This is a genomic window from Pseudomonas sp. NFACC43 (assembly GCF_900119645.1).
GTDB lineage: Bacteria > Pseudomonadota > Gammaproteobacteria > Pseudomonadales > Pseudomonadaceae > Aquipseudomonas.
Genome location: NZ_FPKK01000013.1, coordinates 36,110 through 57,472, shown reverse-complemented (window position 1 = coordinate 57,472; position 21,363 = coordinate 36,110). Strand labels below are relative to the sequence as shown.

22 protein-coding genes and 1 pseudogene are annotated in these 21,363 nt (G+C 62.6%); 11 read left to right on the top strand and 12 right to left on the bottom strand.

What is annotated here, in order from left to right; translation table 11 throughout:
• Positions 1-232: 232 nt before the first annotated feature.
• The gene (gene mqo, locus BT179_RS20630; protein WP_072396860.1) at positions 233-1,741 is read left to right on the top strand and encodes a malate dehydrogenase (quinone); all 1,509 of its coding nucleotides are present in this window, start codon (positions 233-235) and stop codon (positions 1,739-1,741) included.
• A 107-nt stretch (positions 1,742-1,848) separates the two neighbouring features.
• Here the strand turns inward: mqo and BT179_RS20625 are convergent, their stop codons facing one another.
• Positions 1,849-2,136, bottom strand: a complete 288-nt coding sequence (locus tag BT179_RS20625; RefSeq protein ID WP_072396858.1) for a PA4642 family protein — start codon at positions 2,134-2,136, stop codon at positions 1,849-1,851.
• A 61-nt stretch (positions 2,137-2,197) separates the two neighbouring features.
• Complete coding sequence (locus tag BT179_RS20620; RefSeq protein ID WP_072396856.1) at positions 2,198-2,683, bottom strand: hypothetical protein; 486 nt, start codon at positions 2,681-2,683, stop codon at positions 2,198-2,200.
• Positions 2,684-2,869: 186 nt separating this feature from the next.
• Between BT179_RS20620 and dauA the strand changes: the two genes are divergently transcribed.
• Positions 2,870-4,594 (top strand): C4-dicarboxylic acid transporter DauA, encoded by a 1,725-nt coding sequence (gene dauA / locus BT179_RS20615; RefSeq protein WP_072396854.1) that lies wholly within the window; start codon positions 2,870-2,872, stop codon positions 4,592-4,594.
• A 10-nt stretch (positions 4,595-4,604) separates the two neighbouring features.
• Here dauA and BT179_RS20610 read toward each other — a convergent pair whose 3' ends face one another.
• Both BT179_RS20610 and BT179_RS20605 read right to left on the bottom strand, forming a co-directional pair.
• Positions 4,605-5,078 (bottom strand): WbuC family cupin fold metalloprotein, encoded by a 474-nt coding sequence (locus BT179_RS20610; RefSeq protein WP_072396852.1) that lies wholly within the window; start codon positions 5,076-5,078, stop codon positions 4,605-4,607.
• 3 nt (positions 5,079-5,081) lie between these two features.
• Positions 5,082-5,639 carry a hypoxanthine-guanine phosphoribosyltransferase gene (locus BT179_RS20605; protein WP_072396850.1) on the bottom strand — a complete coding sequence of 186 codons (558 nt, stop codon included), beginning with the start codon at positions 5,637-5,639 and terminating at the stop codon, positions 5,082-5,084.
• Between the two features lie 175 nt (positions 5,640-5,814).
• Here BT179_RS20605 and upp point away from each other — a divergent pair, with 175 nt between their 5' ends.
• Together upp and BT179_RS20595 are read left to right on the top strand one after the other, a co-directional pair.
• Positions 5,815-6,453, top strand: a complete 639-nt coding sequence (gene upp / locus BT179_RS20600; RefSeq protein ID WP_072431557.1) for a uracil phosphoribosyltransferase — start codon at positions 5,815-5,817, stop codon at positions 6,451-6,453.
• Positions 6,454-6,455: 2 nt separating this feature from the next.
• The gene (locus BT179_RS20595) at positions 6,456-7,730 is read left to right on the top strand and encodes a uracil-xanthine permease family protein (protein WP_072396846.1); all 1,275 of its coding nucleotides are present in this window, start codon (positions 6,456-6,458) and stop codon (positions 7,728-7,730) included.
• A gap of 144 nt (positions 7,731-7,874) precedes the next feature.
• Here the strand turns inward: BT179_RS20595 and hemH are convergent, their stop codons facing one another.
• Together hemH and BT179_RS20585 are read right to left on the bottom strand one after the other, a co-directional pair.
• Positions 7,875-8,900 carry a ferrochelatase gene (gene hemH / locus BT179_RS20590; RefSeq protein WP_072396844.1) on the bottom strand — a complete coding sequence of 342 codons (1,026 nt, stop codon included), beginning with the start codon at positions 8,898-8,900 and terminating at the stop codon, positions 7,875-7,877.
• A gap of 13 nt (positions 8,901-8,913) precedes the next feature.
• Entirely contained in the window at positions 8,914-9,813 is a 900-nt protein-coding gene (locus BT179_RS20585; protein ID WP_072431556.1) for a TIGR01777 family oxidoreductase, read from the bottom strand.
• Between the two features lie 197 nt (positions 9,814-10,010).
• Between BT179_RS20585 and BT179_RS20580 the strand changes: the two genes are divergently transcribed.
• The 7 genes and pseudogenes from BT179_RS20580 (at position 10,011) to BT179_RS20555 (ending at position 15,775) form a co-directional block, all read left to right on the top strand.
• Positions 10,011-10,997 carry an NAD(P)/FAD-dependent oxidoreductase gene (locus BT179_RS20580; protein ID WP_072431555.1) on the top strand — a complete coding sequence of 329 codons (987 nt, stop codon included), beginning with the start codon at positions 10,011-10,013 and terminating at the stop codon, positions 10,995-10,997.
• Between the two features lie 182 nt (positions 10,998-11,179).
• Positions 11,180-12,142, top strand: a complete 963-nt coding sequence (locus BT179_RS20575) for a YbgA family protein (RefSeq protein ID WP_072431554.1) — start codon at positions 11,180-11,182, stop codon at positions 12,140-12,142.
• Positions 12,142-13,080 (top strand): MerR family transcriptional regulator, encoded by a 939-nt coding sequence (locus tag BT179_RS20570; protein WP_072396836.1) that lies wholly within the window; start codon positions 12,142-12,144, stop codon positions 13,078-13,080. The genes BT179_RS20575 and BT179_RS20570 overlap by 1 nt, the downstream gene beginning before the upstream one ends.
• 11 nt (positions 13,081-13,091) lie before the next feature.
• Positions 13,092-14,552 carry a deoxyribodipyrimidine photo-lyase gene (phrB, locus tag BT179_RS20565; protein ID WP_072431553.1) on the top strand — a complete coding sequence of 487 codons (1,461 nt, stop codon included), beginning with the start codon at positions 13,092-13,094 and terminating at the stop codon, positions 14,550-14,552.
• Between the two features lie 118 nt (positions 14,553-14,670).
• A complete protein-coding gene (locus BT179_RS20560; RefSeq protein ID WP_072396832.1) occupies positions 14,671-15,441 on the top strand; it encodes an SDR family NAD(P)-dependent oxidoreductase in 771 nt (256 codons plus the stop codon).
• Between the two features lie 6 nt (positions 15,442-15,447).
• Positions 15,448-15,558, top strand: a pseudogene (locus BT179_RS27305) (hypothetical protein); the annotation flags it as partial.
• Positions 15,509-15,775 carry a YkgJ family cysteine cluster protein gene (locus BT179_RS20555; protein WP_371128612.1) on the top strand — a complete coding sequence of 89 codons (267 nt, stop codon included), beginning with the start codon at positions 15,509-15,511 and terminating at the stop codon, positions 15,773-15,775. The pseudogene BT179_RS27305 and the gene BT179_RS20555, both read left to right, overlap by 50 nt.
• 184 nt (positions 15,776-15,959) lie before the next feature.
• On the opposite strand, the gene BT179_RS20550 is transcribed toward BT179_RS20555, so the two are convergent.
• The 6 genes from BT179_RS20550 to hemA form a co-directional block, all read right to left on the bottom strand.
• A complete protein-coding gene (locus BT179_RS20550) occupies positions 15,960-16,478 on the bottom strand; it encodes an acyloxyacyl hydrolase (protein WP_072396828.1) in 519 nt (172 codons plus the stop codon).
• A gap of 116 nt (positions 16,479-16,594) precedes the next feature.
• Complete coding sequence (gene murI, locus BT179_RS20545; protein ID WP_072396826.1) at positions 16,595-17,386, bottom strand: glutamate racemase; 792 nt, start codon at positions 17,384-17,386, stop codon at positions 16,595-16,597.
• Positions 17,379-18,134: a molybdopterin-synthase adenylyltransferase MoeB gene (locus BT179_RS20540; RefSeq protein ID WP_072397207.1), complete on the bottom strand. Its 756-nt coding sequence runs from the start codon at positions 18,132-18,134 to the stop codon at positions 17,379-17,381. The genes murI and BT179_RS20540 overlap by 8 nt, the downstream gene beginning before the upstream one ends.
• The gene (gene prmC / locus BT179_RS20535; protein ID WP_072396824.1) at positions 18,128-18,958 is read right to left on the bottom strand and encodes a peptide chain release factor N(5)-glutamine methyltransferase; all 831 of its coding nucleotides are present in this window, start codon (positions 18,956-18,958) and stop codon (positions 18,128-18,130) included. Before prmC ends, BT179_RS20540 begins: the two co-directional genes overlap by 7 nt.
• 14 nt (positions 18,959-18,972) lie before the next feature.
• A complete protein-coding gene (gene prfA, locus BT179_RS20530) occupies positions 18,973-20,055 on the bottom strand; it encodes a peptide chain release factor 1 (protein ID WP_072396822.1) in 1,083 nt (360 codons plus the stop codon).
• Positions 20,052-21,341 carry a glutamyl-tRNA reductase gene (gene hemA, locus BT179_RS20525; RefSeq protein ID WP_072396820.1) on the bottom strand — a complete coding sequence of 430 codons (1,290 nt, stop codon included), beginning with the start codon at positions 21,339-21,341 and terminating at the stop codon, positions 20,052-20,054. Before hemA ends, prfA begins: the two co-directional genes overlap by 4 nt.
• Positions 21,342-21,363: the final 22 nt, after the last annotated feature.

Sequence of the window (21,363 nt, the reverse complement as noted above, 5' to 3'; positions counted from 1 at the left end):
TGGTTGCACGAGTGGATGTCTCGGCCATAAGTCGAATTGCCTGCCCGGCGCTTAAATGAGTTCATATGACTCTTGAGGCCAGGCTGCATGCATCCGCAGTGTTGCGAATGAATTGCGAAGATTCGGACATGGCGATCCTGGCCATGGGTACCTGGGGCGCAACTGACCTTGCCCCGCCACTCCTGGCCGCTATGCCGACAATTTGGTGCTGCAGATTTTGGAGACGCGTTAAATGGCGCATAACGAAGCAGTCGATGTAGTTCTGGTAGGGGCCGGCATCATGAGTGCCACCCTGGCCGTGCTGCTCAAGGAGCTCGACCCCGCGATTTCGCTGGAAGTCGTCGAGCTGATGGATTCCGGTGCTGCGGAGAGTTCCAACCCCTGGAACAACGCCGGTACCGGCCACGCCGGGCTGTGTGAGCTGAACTACACCCCCCAGGCGGCCGATGGCAGTATCGACATCAAAAAAGCCGTGCATATCAACGCCCAGTTCGAGGTGTCGAAGCAGTTCTGGACCTACCTGACCCGCAAGGGCACGTTCGGCTCGTCCAGGTCCTTCATCGCACCGGTGCCGCACCTGAGCTTCGTGCAGGGCGAGAAAGGCGTGGCGTTCCTGAAGAAGCGCTTCGAACTGTTGAAGCAGCATCACGCCTTCGCCGACATGGAATACACCGAGGACAAGGCCAAGATGGCCGAGTGGATGCCGTTGATGATGCCCGGCCGGCCGGACGACGAAGTCATCGCCGCCACCCGGGTCATGAACGGCACCGACGTCAACTTCGGCGCCCTGACCAATCAGTTGCTCCAGCACCTGACCAGTGCCCCGGACGCCCAGGTCAAGTACTGCAAGCGGGTGACCGGCCTCAAGCGCAATGGCGCCGGCTGGACGGTCAGCATCAAGGACGTCAATTCCGGCAGCACTCGTGAAGTCGATGCCAGGTTCGTCTTCCTGGGCGCCGGCGGCGCGGCGCTGCCGTTGCTGCAAGCCTCGGGCATCGAGGAAAGCAAGGGCTTCGGCGGCTTCCCGGTCAGCGGCCAGTGGCTGCGTTGCGACAACCCGGACGTGGTCAAGCACCACCAGGCCAAGGTCTACAGCCAGGCCGCCGTGGGCTCGCCTCCCATGTCGGTACCGCACCTGGACACCCGCGTGGTCGACGGCAAGAAATCCCTGCTGTTCGGGCCGTACGCCGGCTTCACCACCAAGTTCCTCAAGCACGGTTCGATCATGGACCTGCCACTGTCGGTGCGCGCCGGCAACATCGGGCCGATGCTGGCCGTGGCACGTGACAACATGGACCTGACCAAGTACCTGATCAGCGAAGTGATGCAGTCCATGGAGCAGCGCCTGGAAGCCCTGCGTCGTTTCTATCCCGAGGCGAAAGCCGAGGACTGGCGCCTGGAAGTGGCCGGCCAGCGAGTGCAGATCATCAAGAAAGACCCGAAGAAAGGTGGCGTCCTGCAATTCGGCACCGAACTGGTGGCGGCCAAGGACGGCACCATCGCCGCCCTGCTGGGCGCATCGCCGGGTGCTTCGGTGACCGTTTCGATCATGCTGGAACTGATCGAGCGCTGCTTCCCCGAGAAGGCCAAGGGCGAATGGGCCGCCAAGCTCGCGGAAATCTTCCCGGCCCGGGAGAAAGTGCTGGAGACCGACGCGGCGCTGTATCGCAAGGTCAATGCGCAGAACAACGTCGCATTGGAACTGGTTGAAGAAAACAGCGAGACCCCAAGCTACGCTTGATTGGTCCGCATGAAAAAAACGCCCCGTACTCCATGAATACGGGGCGTTTTTTTATGGGAGAAGCTTGGGATGGCGCCCGCTAGTCCGCCAGGCAGCCCCTCGGCCAGTCAACCGCGCGCCTTGTTGAACAACTCGATGTATTCCTCGGCGTTGCGCTGGTCCTTGATCAACGCGACGAAATCGTTGCCATGTTCGTCCTTGCCATCGAGGTCATAGCCGGCTTCGACGAAGAAGGTCAGGAAGCGCTCGAAATCGTCGACCCGCAGACCGCGATAGCCCTTGATCAGTTTGTGCAGCGACGGCGAGGTGGCATCGGCCGGTTCGAAGTTGAGGAACAGTTTGATCTGTTCGTCGCCAATCTCGTCACCAATCACCTGTTTCTTGTCTTTACGCATTGCCGGCTCCAGCTCGCACAGTTCACGGGGCGGGCAGTTTACCCCCGGCGGGCCCCAGGGCTCAACGCGAGCGTTCGGTACCGGTGTGCAGGTCGGCCCAGATATGACCATTGGCGTAGGTCAGAAACTGCACGTAGACCGTGTCGTTGCGCAACAGATCGATGACCACCCGATACTGCGCCTGTGGATAAGACAGGGTCAGGGTCTTGCTCGCTTCGTCGAAGAGCGGTTTCTTCAGGCTTTTGCTTTCGCCATCGAAATTGAGGATCACCTGGCTGATGGTGGCGCCCTTGTTCAGGGGCTTGCCCTTGAGGCGAACCAGCAGTGGCGAGGTCACCGGTATCGGTTGCTGGTTGGATTGCCGCTGGTTGCCCAGCACCACCGAGTACTCGGTGACCTGCAGCAGTTGCTGTTGTTCGGGCTGTTCCTGGCGCACCACCAGGTCGTCAGGCGGCAGGAACTGGCTGTGCATCGGCGCGGCGACCACCGCCAGGGGCAGGCTGGATATCAACAGCGGAACGGCGCAGCGGCGGATCGATACTCTCATGTCAGGCTCCGAGGTCTTGGCCCGGCACTCTAGCATGAGCAGGAACGATAAAAATAAGCGAGCCGGGTCAATACATCCGGGGCTCCGGCGCGGCATACTCAGATGGCCATCAGCCTTGGTTTCATCGTGGCCAGGGACTGGTCTCCGGCAGGTCCAGATGCGTCCCGTTCAGTTAGTGGAGTGCCTATGTCTTTCTCCGCCCCGCCCTTGTTCGCTGCCTGGCGCCAGGCCTGGCGCACCGGTTATACCCTCGAGCGCCTGCGTGGCGACCTGGTGGCCGGGCTGACGGTCGGCATCATCGCCATCCCCCTGGCCATGGCGTTGGCAATCGCCGTCGGCGTGCCACCGCAGCATGGCTTGTACACCGTACTGGTAGCGGCACCGCTGATTGCCCTGACCGGCGGCTCGCGCTTCAACGTGAGCGGGCCAACAGCGGCATTCGTGGTGATCCTGCTTCCCATCACCCAGCAATACGGCCTGGGTGGCCTGCTGCTGTGCACGATGCTGGCCGGCCTGATCCTGATCGCCCTGGGACTGATGCGGGCCGGGCGGCTGATCCAGTACATTCCCTATCCGGTCATCCTGGGCTTTACCGCCGGTATCGGCGTGGTCATTGCCACCTTGCAATTGAAGGACCTGCTGGGCCTGACCACCATCGGCCAGGCCCAGCACTACATTGAACAGCTGGGCGCCCTGATCGTGGCGTTGCCCAGCGCACGACTGGGCGATGGCATTGTCGGCATCACCTGCCTGGCGGTGCTGATCGTCTGGCCACGCTGGGTCCCGCGCGTTCCGGGGCATCTGGTCGCACTGCTCGTCGGGGCGCTGCTGGGGGTGCTGCTGGAGCTCGGTGGCTGGCCCATCGCGACACTGGGCGAACGCTTCAGCTATATGGTCGATGGCATCAGCCATCCCGGCATCCCGCCCTTGCTGCCAACCTTCGACTGGCCGTGGAACCTGCCAGCCGGCGATGGCCAGCCACTGGGCCTCTCCTATGACCTGATCCGCCAATTGATGGCGCCGGCGTTCGCCATTGCCATGCTCGGCGCCATCGAATCGCTGCTGTGCGCCGTGGTGGCCGATGGCATGACCGGCAGCAAGCACGACCCCAACGCCGAACTGATGGGCCAGGGCCTGGGCAACCTGGTTGCGCCGCTGTTCGGTGGCATCACCGCCACGGCGGCGATTGCCCGCAGCGCCACCAACGTGCGCAGCGGCGCGTCCTCTCCGCTGGCCGCGATCATCCACAGCCTCGTGGTGCTGCTGGCGATGTTGCTGCTGGCACCGCTGTTCAGCTACCTGCCCATGGCTGCCATGGCTGCGTTGCTGGTGATGGTCGCCTGGAACATGAGCGAGGCCGGACATGTACTGCACACCCTGCGCATCGCCCCACGCAGCGATGTGCTGGTGCTGCTCACCTGCCTGAGCCTGACGGTGCTGTTCGACATGGTACTGGCGGTCGCCGTCGGCCTGCTGCTGGCGGCCGGGCTGTTCATCAAGCGCATGAGCGAACTGACCGACAGCGCCGAGCTGCCGCGTCACGCCCATCAAGCCTTGCTGGATATGCCCGAGCATGTGCGCTGCTATGAAATTCGTGGCCCGCTGTTCTTCGGCGCGGCAGAAAAGGCCCTGGACGTGCTGCGCAGATTCGATCCGGATGTGCGGGTCGTCGTGGTGGACATGGCCGCGGTGCCGATGCTGGACATGACCGCCCTGGCGGCGTTTGAAAATATCCTGAAGGATTATCGCAAGCAGAACATCGGCCTGATCTTGGTGGCAACCACCCCCAGGGTGCGCCTGAAGCTACGCCGTGCCGGCGTTCATCGCGAACGGCGCCAACTGGCGTATGTGCAAACCCTGGAGCAGGCGCGGGTCAAGAGCGAGCAGTGGTTGCAAGCCAACCACGCCTGACCTGGGTCTATCAGTCGAACTGGGCGCGCATCCAGGCCTGGTACTCGACAACGCCGGGCTCGCCTTCACGGGGTGCCCAATGGGCCAGTTCGCCTTCGCCCACGGGCCGGTAAGGGCCTGCCTTGCATTCGAACATCAGGCTGTCGGGTTCCAGCACCACCAGGCCGTGATACACACCGGCCGGCAGGTCGACGCCAAGGCAATCGCCTCCGGCCTGCAGGACGCGCTTGTCCACCACCCCCCCGGCCTCGTCGAAGATCAACACACCGAGACGGCCCCTGAGTACCAGGAGCGTCTCGGCCTTGTCAGCGCTCAGGTGCCGATGCGGCGGGATGTAGGTCGAAGGCTGCAGGCCCACGGCCATGCGGTGGCAGGGCTCTTCCATGCGATGGAAATTATGGTGCTGGCGTCCGCGAGGACTGGCCGTGGCTTTCTCGGCCAGTTCATCGAACAACGCCTGATCCAGAAAGCCTGGCCGGGTCATCGATTACATTCCTTTCACAGCGAAAATACCGTTGGCGTTGCGCCAGTAACCCTTGTAGTCCATGCCATAGCCGAAGATATAGCGGTCGACGCATGGCAGGCCCACGAAATCAGCCTTCAGGTCGGGACGAGCCTTGCGGTCGTGGTCCTTGTCGATCAGCACGGCAGTGTGCACGGCACGGGCACCGGCGTGCCTGCAGAAGTCGATGATGGCGCCCAGGGTGTGCCCTTCGTCGAGAATGTCGTCGATGATCAAGACATCGCGGTCGATGAACGACACTTCCGGCTTGGCTTTCCAGAACAGGTCGCCGCCGCTGGTTTCATTGCGATAACGGGTGGCGTGCAGGTAGGACGCCTCCAGCGGGAAGTTCAGGTAGGTCAGCAGCTTGCCGGAGAAAATCAACCCGCCGTTCATGACGCAGAACACCACCGGGTTGGACTCGGCCAGTTGTTCATTGATTTGCGCACCGACACGGGCGATGGCCGCTTCGACTTCGGCTTCGGTGTACAGGCAGTCAGCCTCTCGCATGATTTGACGGATATGCTCGAGATCAGCGGACATGGCGCTCTCCAGGGGAGGTTGAAGGGAGGGACGGGCTCGGAAAAGCGGGCAAAGGTACGCATCCCGCCCGGCCAGATCAAGCGTTTGTGGACTAACGTTCTGTATTGTCTATAGGACAACATCCCCGGATAGATTAATCTAGCCCGGTTTTTTTGCCCGCCGCCGGAGCCTTCCCATGCCCATCCTCGAGATCCGCCATCCGCTGATCAGACATAAACTCGGCCTGATGCGTCGTGCCGACATCAGCACGAAGAACTTCCGCGAGCTCGCACAGGAAGTCGGTGCGCTGCTCACCTATGAAGCCACCAAGGACCTGCCGCTGGAGTCCTACCAGATCGATGGCTGGGCCGGTGCGGTCCAGGTAGAGAAAATCGCCGGCAAGAAAATCACCGTGGTGCCGATCCTGCGCGCCGGTATCGGCATGCTCGAGGGTGTGCTTAGCCTGATCCCGGGCGCCAAGGTCAGCGCCGTGGGCGTGGCCCGTAACGAGCAGACCCTGCAAGCCCACACCTACCTGGAAAAACTGGTGCCGGAAATCGACGAGCGCCTGGCGATGATCATCGACCCGATGCTCGCCACCGGCAGTTCCATGGTCGCCACCATCGACCTGCTGAAAAAAGCCGGTTGCCGGGATATCCGCGCCATGGTGCTGGTTGCCGCGCCCGAAGGCATCAAGGCGGTGGAAGACGCCCATCCCGACGTAACCATCTACACCGCCTCCATCGATCAGAAGCTCAACGAGCATGGCTACATCATCCCGGGCCTGGGCGATGCCGGCGACAAGATCTTCGGCACCAAGCAGAAGGACGCTTGAGCATGCAGGATGAATTCAACGATCCGCTCTGGCGCCAGGTGCTGTCCGGTGCGCAGATGCTGTTCGTCGCCTTTGGCGCGCTGGTGCTGATGCCGCTGATCACCGGGCTGGACCCCAACGTGGCACTGTTTACCGCCGGCCTGGGCACCATCCTGTTCCAGGTGGTGACCGGGCGCCAGGTGCCGGTGTTCCTGGCGTCGAGTTTCGCGTTCATCACTCCGATCATTCTCGCCAAGGGCCAGTTCGGCCTGGCCGAGACCATGGGCGGCGTGATGGCGGCCGGCTTCGTCTACACCTTCCTGGGGCTGGCGGTGAAGATCAAGGGCACCGGGTTCATCGACCGGCTGTTGCCGCCGGTGGTGATCGGTCCGGTGATCATCTCCATCGGCCTGGCGATGGCGCCGATTGCCGCGAACATGGCCATGGGCAAGGCCGGTGACGGCACCGAGCTGATCCACTACCAGACCGCGATGCTGATTTCCATGCCGGCCCTGCTCACCACCCTGGTGGTCGCCGTATTCGGCAAAGGCATTTTCCGCCTGGTGCCGATCATTTCCGGCGTGCTGGTGGGTTTCGCCATGTCGTTCTTCTTCGACGTGGTGGACACCGCGAAGATCGCCGCCGCGCCATGGTTCGCACTGCCGAACTTCACTGCGCCGGCGTTCAACTGGCAAGCGATCCTGTTCATCGTGCCGGTAGCGCTGGCACCGGCCATCGAGCATATCGGCGGCGTGATTGCCGTGGGCAGCGTGACCGGCCGCGACTACCTGAAAAAACCCGGCCTGCATCGCACGCTGTTCGGCGACGGCATTGCCACCACCGCGGCCGGCCTGTTCGGCGGTCCGCCCAACACCACCTATGCCGAAGTCACCGGCGCGGTGATGCTGACCAAGAACTACAACCCGAAGATCATGACCTGGGCGGCGATCTTCGCCATCGCCCTGGCATTCATCGGCAAGTTCGGCGCGCTGCTGCAGAGCATCCCGGTGCCGGTCATGGGCGGTATCCTGTGCCTGTTGTTCGGTTCGATCGCGGCGGTGGGCATGAACACGCTGATCCGCCACAAGATCGATCTGGGCGAGGCGCGCAACCTGGTGATCGTCTCCGTGACCCTGGTGTTCGGCATTGGCGGCGTGCTGGTCGGCACAGGCACTGGCCCGGACGATTTCGGCCTCAAGGGCATCGCATTGTGCGCGGTAGTGGCAATCGCCCTGAACCTGATCCTGCCGGGCAATGACAGCTGGAAGCACAAGAAGGCGGATGAGCCGCTGATCTGACTCAGGCATGAAGACTTCGTTGTCGGCCTGATAGTCATCGAGAGCAAGCTCGCTCCCACAATGGATCTCGAGTGGTCACAAACTTTGTGTACCCCCGCAGATCCCATGTGGGAGCGAGCTTGCTCGCGATGAGGCCCTTGAACGTCACAAAGCTATGGGAGCCCGTTCACAGAGAGTGCTCAACGCCTGTGCCCACTGCGGCTCATCATTGAGGCAAGGCACCAGCACCAGCTCCTCCCCGCCCGCCTCGCGGAACTGCTCACGGCCACGATCGCCGATTTCCTCCAGGGTTTCGATGCAGTCGGCCACGAATGCCGGACACATCACCAACACTTTCTTCACACCACTTTTGGCCAGTTCATCCAGCCGCGCTTCGGTGTAGGGTTCGATCCACTTGGCGCGGCCCAGCCGCGACTGGAACGACACCGACCATCGACCCTGCGCCAGTCCCATGCGCTTGGCGAACAATTCGGCAGTGCGTATGCACTGGGCGCGGTAACAGGTCGCCATGACCTGCGGCGAGGCGTTCCGGCAGCAGTCGGCATCCTTGAAACAGTGGAAACCCGTGGGGTCGAGCTTGGTCAGGTGCCGCTCTGGCAAGCCATGGAAACTGAGCAACAAGTGATCGTAGTCCTGTTCCAGATAAGGCTTGGCGCTGGCAACCAGTGCATCCAGATATTCCGGCTGGTCGTAGAACGGCTGGAGAATCGAGAACTGCACATCGAGCTTCTTTTCCCGCACCACCCGCTTCGCTTCCTCGACCACCGTGGTGACCGTGCTGTCAGCGAACTGCGGGTACAACGGCGCCAAGGTGATCTTCCTATGCCCCTGGCTGGCCAGGCGCACCAGCGCCGACTCAATGGACGGCTCGCCGTAACGCATCGCCAGCTCCACCGGCCCTTGGGTCCACTGCGCGGTCATGGCCTGTTGCAGCCGACGACTGAGCACCACCAGCGGTGAGCCTTCATCCCACCAGATCGAGGCATAGGCGTGGGCCGATTGCTCGGGGCGCTTGATCAGGATCAGCGACACCAGCAGCCGCCGTACCGGCCAGGGCAAGTCGATAACGTAGGGGTCCATCAGGAACTGGTTGAGGTAACGGCGCACATCGGCCACCGAGGTGGAGGCAGGCGAACCCAGATTCACCAGAAGCAACGCGTGATCGGTCATGCAACGTCCTATTTCAGAAGCGGCCGGACACGTCGTCCAGGGCCGCGGGCAAGTCAGTGAACCGGAAAGTGAAACCCGCCGCCTGCAATCGGACCGGCGTGGCGCGCTGGCCGCCCAGCAACAGCAATGACAATTCTCCCAATGCGACTTTCAGCACCAGCTCCGGCATCGGCACCACCGTTGGCCGATTCAGCACCCGCCCCAGGGCCTTGGTGAAATCGCGGTTGCGTACCGGGTTTGGCGCGCACGCATTATAAGGACCGCTGGCGTCATCGCGATGCAGAAGAAAATCAATCAGAGCGATTTGATCGTCGATATGAATCCATGGCATCCACTGCCGACCATTGCCGATACGCCCGCCCAGCCCCAGTTTGAAGGGCAATAGCAGCCGCGACAAAAAGCCGCCCTCGGTGGCCAGGACCAGGCCGGTGCGCACCAGTACGACGCGCAGCCCCATGGCCTCGGCCCGCTGTGCGGTTTCTTCCCAGGCAATGCACAACTGGCTGGCGAAGTCCTCGCTCACGGGACCGGATTGCTCGGTCAGTTCCCGCTCACCGCCGTCTCCGTACCAACCCACCGCGGAACCGGAAACCAACACTCGGGGCTTGCGCTCGCAACGTTCCAGCCAGGCCAGCAAGACCTCCGTGAGGGTGACGCGACTGCTCCACAACAGCATCTTGCGCTTGTGGCTCCAGGGCCGGTCGGCAATCGGTGCCCCGGCGAGGTTCACCACCGCATCCACCGGCTCTTGGATCTCTTCGAGCCTGGCAATCCCTCGCACCTGTGCTCCGCAGATATTCGCCACCTGTTCAGGCCGACGACTCCATACTGTCAAACGATGTCCCTGCTCCAGCCAGTGACGGCAGAGCCGACGCCCGATCAATCCAGTACCGCCGGTCAGCAATATGTGCATGAGGTGATCCTCGCAGAGCGTTTTACCCGGCCCATTAGTCTATTTTTATAAGCAGGGATTTTTCGTATCAGACAGGGTCTGTGTTTTAACAATAGGACAACCTGTCCAAACGCGAACGGTAAAACTTATACCAAAAACCCGAATTGTACAGCTTTGAACGACGGCGTAGTCTGTACAGAAAGCTAAACGAGGCCCTCATGACTGTACCTATCGCAATCATCGGCACCGGCATCGCCGGACTCTCAGCCGCCCAGGCCCTGACGGAGGCCGGGCACATCGTTCAACTCTTCGATAAAAGCCACGGCAGCGGCGGGCGCATGTCCAGCAAACGCAGCGACGCCGGTGCGCTGGACATGGGCGCGCAATATTTCACTGCGCGCGATCGTCGCTTCGTCACCGAAGTGCAGCGCTGGCAAGCCAACGGCTGGGCCGCGGAATGGAACCCGCAGCTCTATCACTTCCAGGGCGGGCAGCTATCCCCTTCGCCGGACGAACAGACCCGCTGGGTCGGCACCCCGCGCATGAGCGCCATCACCCGGGCATTGCTGGGCAAATTGCAGGTGCAGTTCTCCTGCCGGATCACCGAAGTGTTCCGCGGCCAGGAACACTGGCACCTGCAGGATGCGGAAGGCTTCACCCATGGCCCGTTCGGCCAGGTCGTGATTGCCACCCCCGCGCCCCAGGCCACTGCCCTGCTCGCCACCGCACCGAAACTGGCCGGGGTCGCAGCCGGGGTCAAGATGGACCCGACCTGGGCCGTGGCCCTGGCATTCGAACAGCCGCTGGATACGCCCATGGAAGGCTGCTTCGTCCAGGACAGCCCTCTGGACTGGCTGGCCCGCAACCGCAGCAAGCCGGGACGCGACAGCAAGCTCGATACCTGGGTTCTGCATGCCACCAGCGAGTGGAGCCGGCAGCACATCGACCTGTCCAAGGAAGCCGTGATCGAACACCTGCACGGTGCCTTCGCCGAGTTGCTGCACAGCGCAATGCCCGCCCCCAGCTTCAGCATGGCCCATCGCTGGCTCTACGCGCGTCCCGCCGGCAGCCACGAATGGGGCGCCCTGGCCGATGCCGACCTGGGGCTGTATGTCTGCGGCGACTGGTGCCTGTCGGGCCGGGTCGAAGGAGCGTGGCTCAGCGGCCAGGAAGCCGCGCGTCGCTTGCACGCCAGCCTGCAATAACTCGCGTCACCCTGCGCTACCCGCTGCTGTCGAGGCAGACAGCAGCCCATCTGCGACAACCTGTTCGACGCCGCCGCCTGCTGCAAATCCACACAAGTGGTTGACTTGTGCCGCAGCGAACCTATGATGAAATAATTGTACAAGAACAGTTTCCTGTACAAGAAATGAATCAGAGGTCGTCCATGCCCAACGAAGCCGCTGCCAAGCCGAAAATCGCCATCAGTGCCTGCCTGATGGGCGAGGAAGTCCGTTTCAATGGCGGGCATAAACAATCGCATCTGTGCAGTCGTGTCCTTACGGAGTATTTCGAGTTCGTGCCCGTATGCCCGGAAGTCGCCATTGGCCTGGGCATTCCGCGAGAACCGATCCGGCTGGTGGGCGATCCCGCGAACCCCGACGCGGTCGGCACGGTGAAGCCCGACCTGGACGTGACGCGCCCACTGGCCGAGTACGGCAGGCAAATGGCTGCTGAGCTGGACGACATCTGCGGCTACATCTTCATGCAGAAGTCACCGTCCTGCGGGCTGGAACGGGTCAAGGTCTACAGCCATAACGGCGCCCCGCAAAAGGATGGCGGACGGGGCATCTACGCCCAGGCGTTCTGTGATCGCCATCCGGATCTGCCGGTGGAGGAAGACGGTCGCCTCAACGACCCGGTGCTGCGGGAGAACTTCCTGACCCGGGTATTCGCCTACGCGGCATGGCAACCCCTGCGCCACAAGAATCTGACCCGGCGGGACCTGATCGAATTCCACTCGCGCTACAAGTACCTGCTGATGGCCCACAACCCGGTGCAATACAAGGCCTTGGGCAACCTTTTGGGCAGCATGGGCAAGGCCGATCCCAACGAGCTGGGGCCGCGCTACTTCAGCGCGCTGATGGCTGCCCTGAAAAAATGCGCCACCCGCCGGACCCACACCAATGTGCTGCAGCACCTGAGCGGTTATCTCAAGCGTGCCATCGGGGCCGAAGACAAGCAGGAAGTGCAACACCTCATTACCCAGTATCGCCAGGGCATCGTACCGCTGGTGGTGCCCCTGACGTTGCTCAAGCATCACTTGCGCCTGCATCCCGACCCGTACCTGGCGCAGCAGGCCTACTTGCAGCCGCACCCGGAAAACCTCAGCCTGCGTAACGCCATCTGATGGCCCGTGAACCTGATTCGAGCGCACGCGAGGACCTGGGAGCCGACTTTGCCGAGGCCCTGGCCCAAGGTTGGCTGCCGATACGCGAAGTGGCGCGACAGACCGGCGTCAACGCCATTACCCTGCGCGCCTGGGAACGTCGCTATGGCCTGATCGTGCCGTACCGCACCCCCAAGGGCCACCGATTGTTCAGCGCCGAGCATGTGGAACGGATCCAGACCATCGTCACCTGGATCAATCGAGGCGTGGCCGTGAGCAAGATCAAGCCCCTGCTCGACACGCCACAACCACCGCCCGAAACGCCGGAGAACGACTGGCAGCGCCAGCGTCATGGGCTGGTGCTGGCCGTGACCCAACTGGCCGAGCGCCAGGTCGACGACCTGGTGAACCAGGCCATGGCGCTCTACCCGCCATGGACCGTCTGCGAGCAATTGCTGCTGCCCCTGCTGGCCGATCTGCACCGCCGCTGGCAAGGGCAGTTCGGCGCGCAATTGGAGCGTGTGTTCCTGCATTCCTGGCTGCGCAGCAAATTCGGCAGCCGGATCTACCACAACAACCGCCAGTTGCGCGGCGCACCGTTGCTGCTGGTCAATCAGTCCGACCTGCCCCTGGACCCTCAGCTGTGGCTCACCGCCTGGCTGGCCAGCAGCACCGATTGTCCCGTGGAGGTATTCGACGAACCGATCCCTGCCGGCGAACTGGCGTTGGCCGTTGAGCGCCTCGCGGCTCGCGGTGTATTGCTGTATTCCAGCCACGCCTTGAACCCGTCGCAACTGCCCAGGCTGCTGAACGGGATCGACTGCCCGGTGATCATCGCCGGCAGTGCCGCATCGATCCACCACGCCAGCTTATCCACTGGAGCTGCGATGCCGAACGTCAGCTGGGCCGAAGACCCGTTATCGGCCCATCGTGAACTGCGCCGCCAGGCACTTCTTTGAATGGAAACCCTATGCAACTGATCTGGCTGCGCAGCGACCTGCGCCTGCACGACAACACCGCCCTGGCGGCCGCCACGGCTCGAGGCCCGTGTGTGGCAGTCTATCTACCAAGTCCGGAACAGTGGCGCAGCCACGACGACGCCCCCTGCAAGATCGATTTCTGGCTGCGCAACCTCACCTCGTTGAGCGCGGACCTGGGTGAGCTGAACATCCCGTTGCTGGTACGTGCTGCGGCGCGTTGGGACCAGGCGCCACAGGTGCTGCTCGGGTTATGCCGCGAGCTGAAGATCGATGCGGTGCACGTCAATGAAGAGTATGGGCTGAACGAAACCCGGCGAGATGCCGACGTGGCCCGGACCTTGAAAGCCCAGGGCATCGAATTTCACAGCCACCTCGACCAGTTGCTGTTCAAGCCCGGTAGTGTACTTACCCGGACCGGCAATTATTTCCAGGTGTTCAGCCAGTTTCGCAAAGTCTGCTACAGCCGTTTGCACCTCTCGCTGCCGAGCCTGGTCGCCACTCCGGCCCGGCAAGCGCCAACCGGTATCGACAGCGATCCGGTACCGACCCGTGCCGAGGGCTTTCACCCTCCCGGCGAAGCGCTACGCGCCCTTTGGCCCGCGGGCGAAAACGAAGCCCGGCGGCGTCTCGATGCATTCATCGACCAGCACCTCGACGACTACCAGCGCGACCGGGATTTCCCGGCCCGGCCCGGCACCAGCCAGCTTTCGGCCTACCTGGTGGCCGGTGTGGTCTCCCCACGCCAATGCCTGCACGCCGCGCTACAAGCCAACCAGGGTGAGTTCGAAAGCGGCAATGTCGGTGCTGTGACCTGGATCAATGAATTGCTTTGGCGAGAGTTCTATAAACACATTCTGGTGGGCTATCCCCGGGTGTCCCGGAACCGCGCGTTCCGCCCGGAAACCGAAGCATTGGCCTGGCGCGATGCCCCGCAGGAGCTGGCTGCCTGGAAAGAGGCCCGCACGGGGCTGCCGATCATCGATGCAGCCATGCGCCAACTGCTGGAGACAGGGTGGATGCATAACCGCCTGCGCATGGTCGTGGCGATGTTCCTCACCAAGAATCTGCTGATCGACTGGCGTGAAGGCGAGCGCTTCTTCATGCAGCACTTGATCGACGGCGACCTGGCCGCCAATAACGGCGGCTGGCAGTGGAGCGCCTCCACCGGCACGGACGCGGCGCCCTGGTTCCGGATTTTCAATCCACTGAGCCAATCGGAGAAATTCGACCGCGAAGGGGCCTTCATCAAACGTTGGTTACCCGAACTGAACGATCTGGACAGGCAACAGGTCCATAACCCCAAGGCCTACTGTGGATTGTTCGACAATGTGGACTACCCCGCTCCGATCGTCGACCTTGGCCGATCCCGAGCGCGTGCGCTGGCGGCGTTCAGGAACCTGCCAACGCGACAGGACGCGGCAGCGGAACCACAGGGCGATCATCGAACATGAAATTCCTGCCTGGCGGATGCAGTTTTCGCCACGCAGGATATAGTCTTACTAAATACATGGGTTTCACCGCGAAAACCTTGTATCAGACGCGGCGCGACCCGATCGAAAGGAGCACGGAATGGGTGTGAAACCGCCACGGCGATATTGGTTGACGGGGGCCAGTGATGGCGTCGCCGCTTCGCTCGCCGTTAAGCTGCTTGAAAGTGGAGCGCACCTGGCGATCAGTTCACGCTCGGGTAAACCCTGCCAAATCCTTTCCGAACGTTATCCGAACCAGATACTGATGGTGCCTGGTGACCTGACCGACAGCCAGACAGTACGCGAGATCGGCGAGCGGATCACCCAGCAGTGGGGCTCCCTGGACACCGTCATCCTCAATGCCGGAAGCACTGAACACGCCGACGGCCAGCCCGCTCCCCAGGCTTTCATCGAACACCTGATACGCAGCAACCTGCTGATGGCCAGTTTTTGCATCGAAACGGCCTTGCCGCTGTTGCAAGCCGGCACCCTCCCCCATCTGGTGGGGATCGCCAGCCCGGCGACTTACCTGTCGCCGTCACTCACCGAGGCCAGCGGCAGCACGTTGCGGTCGCTGTTCGAAACGACCCGCGCCAGGCTCGCCTCCGACGGCATCGCCGTGACATTGGTCCACCCCGGCTTCGACGATCAGTCGCTGTGCCTGGACGATGGCTCATTACCCACTGCCGGCTCGACGGACGAAGCGGCCGCTTACATCCTGGCCCACCTCGCCGAAAGGCCTGCCGAGTTGAAACTCCCTATCGCGGCGCTGGCGGCGCTCTGGCCGTTGCCCGCATCGGCCCAGGCCGGACAAACCGACGCCGACCCTTGCCAGGCCAGTGTGTGGTCACCGATCAAGGGGCGCCCTTGAAGGCCGTGGTTGCCTTACACTGCCGGCCATGAAAACCATCCCTCTCGTAGAACTCACTGCGCCGGCCGTGACGTGCTCGACCTGCGCGGCATGCTGCTGTCGACTGGAAGTGCTGCTGATCACCGACACCGGCGTCCCGCCACGTTTCATTGCCATGGATGATTGGGGTGGGGAAGCCATGTTGCGGCTGGATGACGGCTGGTGCGCGGCACTGGATCGCGACAGCATGAAATGCACGATCTACGAGAAACGTCCGTTGATCTGCAGGGAGTTCGAGATGGGCGCGCCGGAATGCGTCGAGGAACGCCTGGGCATCGCGACGGCATATCGTTAGGCCGTCGTCAGAAACGGTTCGCCCGCGAGGTCATCGGATCAGCCAGCATTGATGTGACCGATACCCCGCCCTCGCGAGAAAGCCCGCTCTCACCAGGCTCTGTCTGGAATGTACCTGTACCAAGGCCCGTTTCAATGCAGCACGGCCGGGTGCAGGTACATCTCAGACAGAGCCTGAGCGAGCGTTACAGAGGCATGGTGTAGTGCAGCGCGTAGCTTTCCACGCCGTCGTTGTTCGACGAGATACCGGCGTTGGAGTAATGGGTGGCGCGAATGCCCACCTCATGCCCGCCATTGAAGCGCAGACCAAAGCCGATGCGGTCTTCGAACTGGAACGCACTACCAAGCTTGTTATCTTCCAGCTCGGTGTTGGCGAACAGCGCAACGCCGATGCCGGCCTCGATATAAGGCTTCACGTTCTGACCGGAAAATTCATACACGAAGACCGGCGAGAACGACAGGCTGTGGTTACTGGAAGTCTCATCGCCTTCCCAGTAGGTGTAGGCACCACTCCAGTAGCCGGTCAGACGCCCCACGTCACTTTGCAACCAGCTTTTGTCCCAGTCGAACTGCATGCCCAGGCGATAGGTCATGGTCGAATCGCTGGTCTGGCCGATTCCAAACTCCACACCTGCCGCTTGCGCAGTGTAAGTGTGCCCCAACAACGCAGCCGCAAGTGCGGCAATGCAGAATAAGCGCTTCATTAGAAACATCCTTTTCCGAACAGACTTAGTTAGTTTTTTCTTACAAACAGACAGAGCTATAGAAATCCGCGTTGAAACAGAAGTTCAGCGATTTTTACACAATTTTCACGATTTCTTCACAGGTCGAAGCTTCGCACAACGCCGGGCGATTTCCATAGTACAGGTAGGATTTTTCTTAAATGTATCGGATCGGCGCTAGTCCAGAACAGGGTTTCGCTGGCAGGCCCCTCGGCCAGCAATGCTCGCTCGGCCAACAGCCGCTGAAGCTGCCGCGCCACCGCGGCGCCGGTATCGATCAGGCTGATGTGCCCGGGGACCATCTGCTCAAGCAATGGCTTGAGAAAAGGGTAATGGGTGCAACCCAGGATCAACGTATCGCAGCCGGCCGCCAGCAAGGGGTCGACATAATGTTGCAGCAGTTGGCGCAAGGCCGGGCTGTGCAGGTCCCCTGCCTCGATCAGTTCCACCAGGCCGGGACACGGTTGAGTGACCACGCGTACATCGGTGGCGAAACGATCGAGCAACGCGGCGAACTTTGCACTCTGTAAGGTGCCGGTGGTGGCGAGCACACCGACGATGCCGCTGCGGGTCGCAGCCGCGGCCGGCTTGACCGCCGGCTCCATGCCAACGATGGGCCAGTCCGGATAATCGCGACGCAGGTCGGCCACGCCGGCGACGGTCGCGGTGTTGCAAGCCACCACCAGCGCCTTGGCGCCCTGGCGCTTGAGAAAGTCAGCGATGATCGCGCAGCGTTGTGCAATGAAGGCCGGGGTTTTCTCGCCATAGGGAATATGTCCGCAGTCGGCTACGTAGAGCAGCGACTCGTTGGGCAGCAACCGACGGATCTCCCCCAGCACCGACAGGCCACCGACACCCGAATCGAATACCCCGACCGGCGCGTCACGCATGTTGGCTACCACACACGCTGCAACCCGGATCGCGCTTGACCCGCAACTCACGGAAGCGTGAGCCCAGCGCATCGATCAACAGCAGGCGTCCCACCAGGGGTTCGCCGAACCCGACCAGCAGCTTCAACGCCTCCAGGGCTTGCAGGCTACCCACCAGCCCCACCAGCGGCCCGACCACGCCGGCCTCGCTGCAGGTCAGCTCGGCTTCGCTGCCATGACCGTAGAGACAGTGGTAGCAAGGGCTTTCGGGGCGACGTGGATCGAACACCGATAGCTGTCCCTCCAGGCGAATCGCCGCACCGCTGACAAGCGGTTTGCCCGCCCTGACACATGCCGCGTTCACCGCTTCGCGAGTGGAGAAATTGTCGGAGCAGTCCAGCACGACATCCACGGTCGCGACCACGGCGGCCAGACTGTCTTCGTCCATGGCCGTGTTGTGAGGCACAAGGCGGACCTCGGGATTGATCGCCGTCAGGCGACGCATCGCCGAATCGACCTTGCCCAGCCCGACGCTGTCGGTGTCGTGGATGATCTGGCGTTGCAGGTTGGTCAGGTCCACCGTGTCGAAATCCGCCAGGTGCAGCTCGCCGACGCCGGCGGCGGCCAGGTACAAGGCCACCGGGGCGCCGAGGCCGCCAAGACCGACGATCAGTGCACGGCTCTGCTTGAGACGCACCTGCCCGTCGATGTCGACGTGCTGCAACAGAATCTGCCGGCTATAGCGCAACAGCTCCTGATCGCTCAGCACGGCATGCACCCCAGGCTGATGCGCTCATGGCCCCCCAGGTCCTTGCGACTGTGGACTTCGGCAAATCCCTGGGTCTGCAGCAGGTCACGCACCGCGGCGGCCTGATCGTATCCATGTTCGAGCATCAGCCATCCGCCAGGAGCGAGATGAGCCGGTGCCTGGGCAATGATGGTACGCAGGTCATCGAGACCATCCGCGCCGGCCACCAGCGCGCTGGCCGGCTCGAAACGCACGTCGCCTTCGACCAGGTGCGGATCGGTGGCAGCAATGTAAGGCGGGTTGCTGATGATCAGATCGAAACGCCGGCCGGCCAGGGCGCTGAACCAATGACTGCTGAGCACCGTGACGTTACCCAGGTCCAGGCGCTGACGATTGCGCTCGGCCAGGGCCACGGCTTCCAGCACCCGGTCGACGGCGGTCACCGTCCAGGCCGCACGTTCGCTGGCCAAGGCCAGGGCAATCGCGCCGCTGCCGGTGCCCAGGTCCAGTACCCTGGCCGGGGTCGCCGGCAACAAGGCCAGCGCGGTTTCCACCAGCAGCTCGGTGTCCGGTCGCGGAATCAGCGTATGAGGGGCGACTTCCAGGTCGAGCTTCCAGAAGCCCTGTTGTCCCAGGATGTAGGCCACCGGCTCGCCGGAACGACGCCGCCGCAGGTATTCGGAAAACAGCAGCGCGGCCTCGCTCGGCACGATCCGCTCGGGCCAGGTGTGCAGGAAACTGCGGGACTTGCCCAGGGCCGCCGCCAGCAGCAATTCGGCATCCAACCGCGGCGTGGGCGAATCCGGCAACTCGGCGGCGCGTAATACGCTGGCGATGATGGTCATGGGGTCTACCTCTGCTACTCGCCAATCGCGGCCAGTTGGTCGGCCTGGTATTCGGCCAGCAACGGCTCGATCACGGCCTCGACGCCACCGGCAAGGATCTCGTCGAGGGAATACAACGTCAGGTTGATCCGGTGGTCGGTCACCCGCCCTTGGGCGAAGTTGTAGGTCCGGATCCGCTCGGAACGGTCCCCCGATCCCACCAGCAGCTTGCGCTCGCTGGCGATGGCACTGGCCGCGGCGCTGGCCTGCTGGTCATTGAGCTTGGCCGACAGCCAGGCCATGGCCCGTGCCCGGTTCTTGTGCTGGGAACGCTCTTCCTGGCATTCGACCACGATGCCCGAGGGCAAGTGGGTAATACGGATCGCCGAGTCGGTCTTGTTGACGTGCTGACCGCCGGCGCCGGAGGAACGATAGGTGTCGATCCGCAGGTCCGCCGGGTTGATTTCGATGGCTTCCTGCTCATCCGGCTCGGGCAATACCGCCACGGTACAGGCCGAGGTATGGATACGGCCCTGGGATTCGGTGGCCGGCACACGCTGCACGCGATGGGCTCCGGACTCGAACTTCAGCTTGCCATAGACGTTGTCGCCCTCGACCCGGGCGATGACTTCCTTGTAGCCGCCGTGTTCACCTTCGTTCTCCGAGAGAATCTCGACCCGCCAGCCACGACGCTCGGCGTAACGCGAATACATGCGGAACAGATCGCCGGAAAAGATCGCCGCCTCGTCGCCGCCCGTACCGGCCCGGATCTCGAGGAATACGTTGCGCCCGTCGTTCGGGTCCTTGGGCAGCAGCATGCGCTGCAGATCACTCTCCAGCTCGACCAGCCGCTCCTTGGCCTCGCGGACTTCCTCGACCGCCATCTCACGCATGTCCGGGTCGCTGTCCTTGAGCAATGCCTGGGCGCCAGCGAGGTCTTCCTGCACTTTGAGCAACTGTTTATAGGTCGCGACAATCGGCTCGACTTCCGCGTACTCCTTGGAGTAGGTGCGGAACTTGTTCTGGTCGGAAATGACTTCACCATCGCCCAGCAAGGCGGTCAGTTCCTCGAAACGGTCCTGGAGAACGTCCAGTTTATTGAGCAGTGACGCTTTCATTGCGATTTTTTATCCGAAAAGCCATTCGGTGAACCCTCACCGAGGGCAAAGAGTTCCTGGGCCATGGCCAGCGCATCGAGACGGCCCTCGGCGGTCAACTTCTTGAGCTGGACACTGGGCGCGTGAAGCAGTTTGTTGGTCAAGCCGCGGGCCAGTTGCACCAGCACTTCCTCGGCATTGCCACCGTTGGCCAAAAGACGCTGGGCCTTTTGCAGTTCTTCGTCGCGCAGGCGCTCGCTCTGTTGGCGATAGGCCTTGAGCACGTCCACGGCCGCCAGCTCGCGCAGGCGCACCATGAAATCCTCGGCCCCGACGGTGATCATCTCTTCCGCCGCCTGGGCCGCGCCTTGACGACTCTTGAGGTTCTCGGCAACCACCTCGTGAAGGTCATCGACACTGTAGAGATAAACGTCGTCCAGTTCGCCGACTTCCGGCTCGATGTCCCGGGGAACGGCGATGTCCACCATGAAGATCGGTTTGTGCTTGCGCAGCTTCAGGGCGCTTTCCACAGCGCCCTTGCCGAGGATCGGCAACTGGCTGGCGGTGGAACTGATCACGATGTCGCTGTGCACCAGCTCGGACGGGATATCCGATAGCAGCACCGCGTGGGCGCCGAACTGTTCGGCCAGGGTACTGGCTCGCTCCAGGGTCCGGTTGGCCACCACGATGCGCTTGACCCCCAGGTCGTGGAGATGACGAGCCACCAGGGTGATGGTTTCGCCCGCGCCGATCAGCAGCGCCTGGCTGCGCTGCAGGTCGCTGAAGATCTGCTTCGCCAGGCTGACCGCGGCAAACGCGACGGACACCGGGTTCTCGCCGATGGCGGTGTCGGTACGCACCTGCTTGGCTGCGTTGAACGTGGCCTGGAACAACCGCCCCAGCAACGGACCGACGGTGCCGGCCTCGCGGGCCACCGCATAGGCAGACTTCATCTGCCCGAGAATCTGCGGTTCGCCCAACACCAGCGAGTCGAGCCCCGAGGCGACGCGCATCATGTGACGAACGGCCGCATCGTCTTCATGCACATAGGCACTGGCGCGCAGCTCGTCGAGACTCAGGTCGTGATATTCGGCCAGCCAGCGCAGCACTGAATCGACCGAAACGTGATCCTGTTCTATATAAAGCTCGCTGCGATTGCAGGTGGAGAGGATCGCAGCCTCGCGGCTCTCGGTGAGTCGGCAAAGCTGCTGCAGGGCCTCAACCAGCTGCTCGGGCGTAAAGGCCACGCGCTCGCGGACGTCTACTGAAGCAGTCTTGTGGTTAATACCAAGTGCAAGGAAGGCCATTCAAGGTCGCTGATTGTGACGT

Bases quoted from the DNA above. Each gene is read 5' to 3' on its own strand.
- BT179_RS20560 (WP_072396832.1), top strand. From the start codon at position 14,671: ATGGGTGTGAAACCGCCACGGCGATATTGGTTGACGGGGGCCAGTGAT.
- phrB (WP_072431553.1), top strand. From the start codon at position 13,092: ATGCAACTGATCTGGCTGCGCAGCGACCTGCGCCTGCACGACAACACC.
- mqo (WP_072396860.1), top strand. From the start codon at position 233: ATGGCGCATAACGAAGCAGTCGATGTAGTTCTGGTAGGGGCCGGCATC.
- BT179_RS20575 (WP_072431554.1), top strand. From the start codon at position 11,180: ATGCCCAACGAAGCCGCTGCCAAGCCGAAAATCGCCATCAGTGCCTGC.
- hemH (WP_072396844.1), bottom strand. From the start codon at position 8,900: ATGACCGATCACGCGTTGCTTCTGGTGAATCTGGGTTCGCCTGCCTCC.
- BT179_RS20610 (WP_072396852.1), bottom strand. From the start codon at position 5,078: ATGACCCGGCCAGGCTTTCTGGATCAGGCGTTGTTCGATGAACTGGCC.
- hemA (WP_072396820.1), bottom strand. From the start codon at position 21,341: ATGGCCTTCCTTGCACTTGGTATTAACCACAAGACTGCTTCAGTAGAC.
- BT179_RS20550 (WP_072396828.1), bottom strand. From the start codon at position 16,478: ATGAAGCGCTTATTCTGCATTGCCGCACTTGCGGCTGCGTTGTTGGGG.
- murI (WP_072396826.1), bottom strand. From the start codon at position 17,386: ATGCGTGACGCGCCGGTCGGGGTATTCGATTCGGGTGTCGGTGGCCTG.
- prfA (WP_072396822.1), bottom strand. From the start codon at position 20,055: ATGAAAGCGTCACTGCTCAATAAACTGGACGTTCTCCAGGACCGTTTC.
- dauA (WP_072396854.1), top strand. From the start codon at position 2,870: ATGTCTTTCTCCGCCCCGCCCTTGTTCGCTGCCTGGCGCCAGGCCTGG.
- BT179_RS20625 (WP_072396858.1), bottom strand. From the start codon at position 2,136: ATGCGTAAAGACAAGAAACAGGTGATTGGTGACGAGATTGGCGACGAA.
- BT179_RS20585 (WP_072431556.1), bottom strand. From the start codon at position 9,813: ATGCACATATTGCTGACCGGCGGTACTGGATTGATCGGGCGTCGGCTC.
- BT179_RS20595 (WP_072396846.1), top strand. From the start codon at position 6,456: ATGCAGGATGAATTCAACGATCCGCTCTGGCGCCAGGTGCTGTCCGGT.
- BT179_RS20570 (WP_072396836.1), top strand. From the start codon at position 12,142: ATGGCCCGTGAACCTGATTCGAGCGCACGCGAGGACCTGGGAGCCGAC.
- BT179_RS20620 (WP_072396856.1), bottom strand. From the start codon at position 2,683: ATGAGAGTATCGATCCGCCGCTGCGCCGTTCCGCTGTTGATATCCAGC.
- BT179_RS20605 (WP_072396850.1), bottom strand. From the start codon at position 5,639: ATGTCCGCTGATCTCGAGCATATCCGTCAAATCATGCGAGAGGCTGAC.
- prmC (WP_072396824.1), bottom strand. From the start codon at position 18,958: ATGACCATCATCGCCAGCGTATTACGCGCCGCCGAGTTGCCGGATTCG.
- BT179_RS20580 (WP_072431555.1), top strand. From the start codon at position 10,011: ATGACTGTACCTATCGCAATCATCGGCACCGGCATCGCCGGACTCTCA.
- upp (WP_072431557.1), top strand. From the start codon at position 5,815: ATGCCCATCCTCGAGATCCGCCATCCGCTGATCAGACATAAACTCGGC.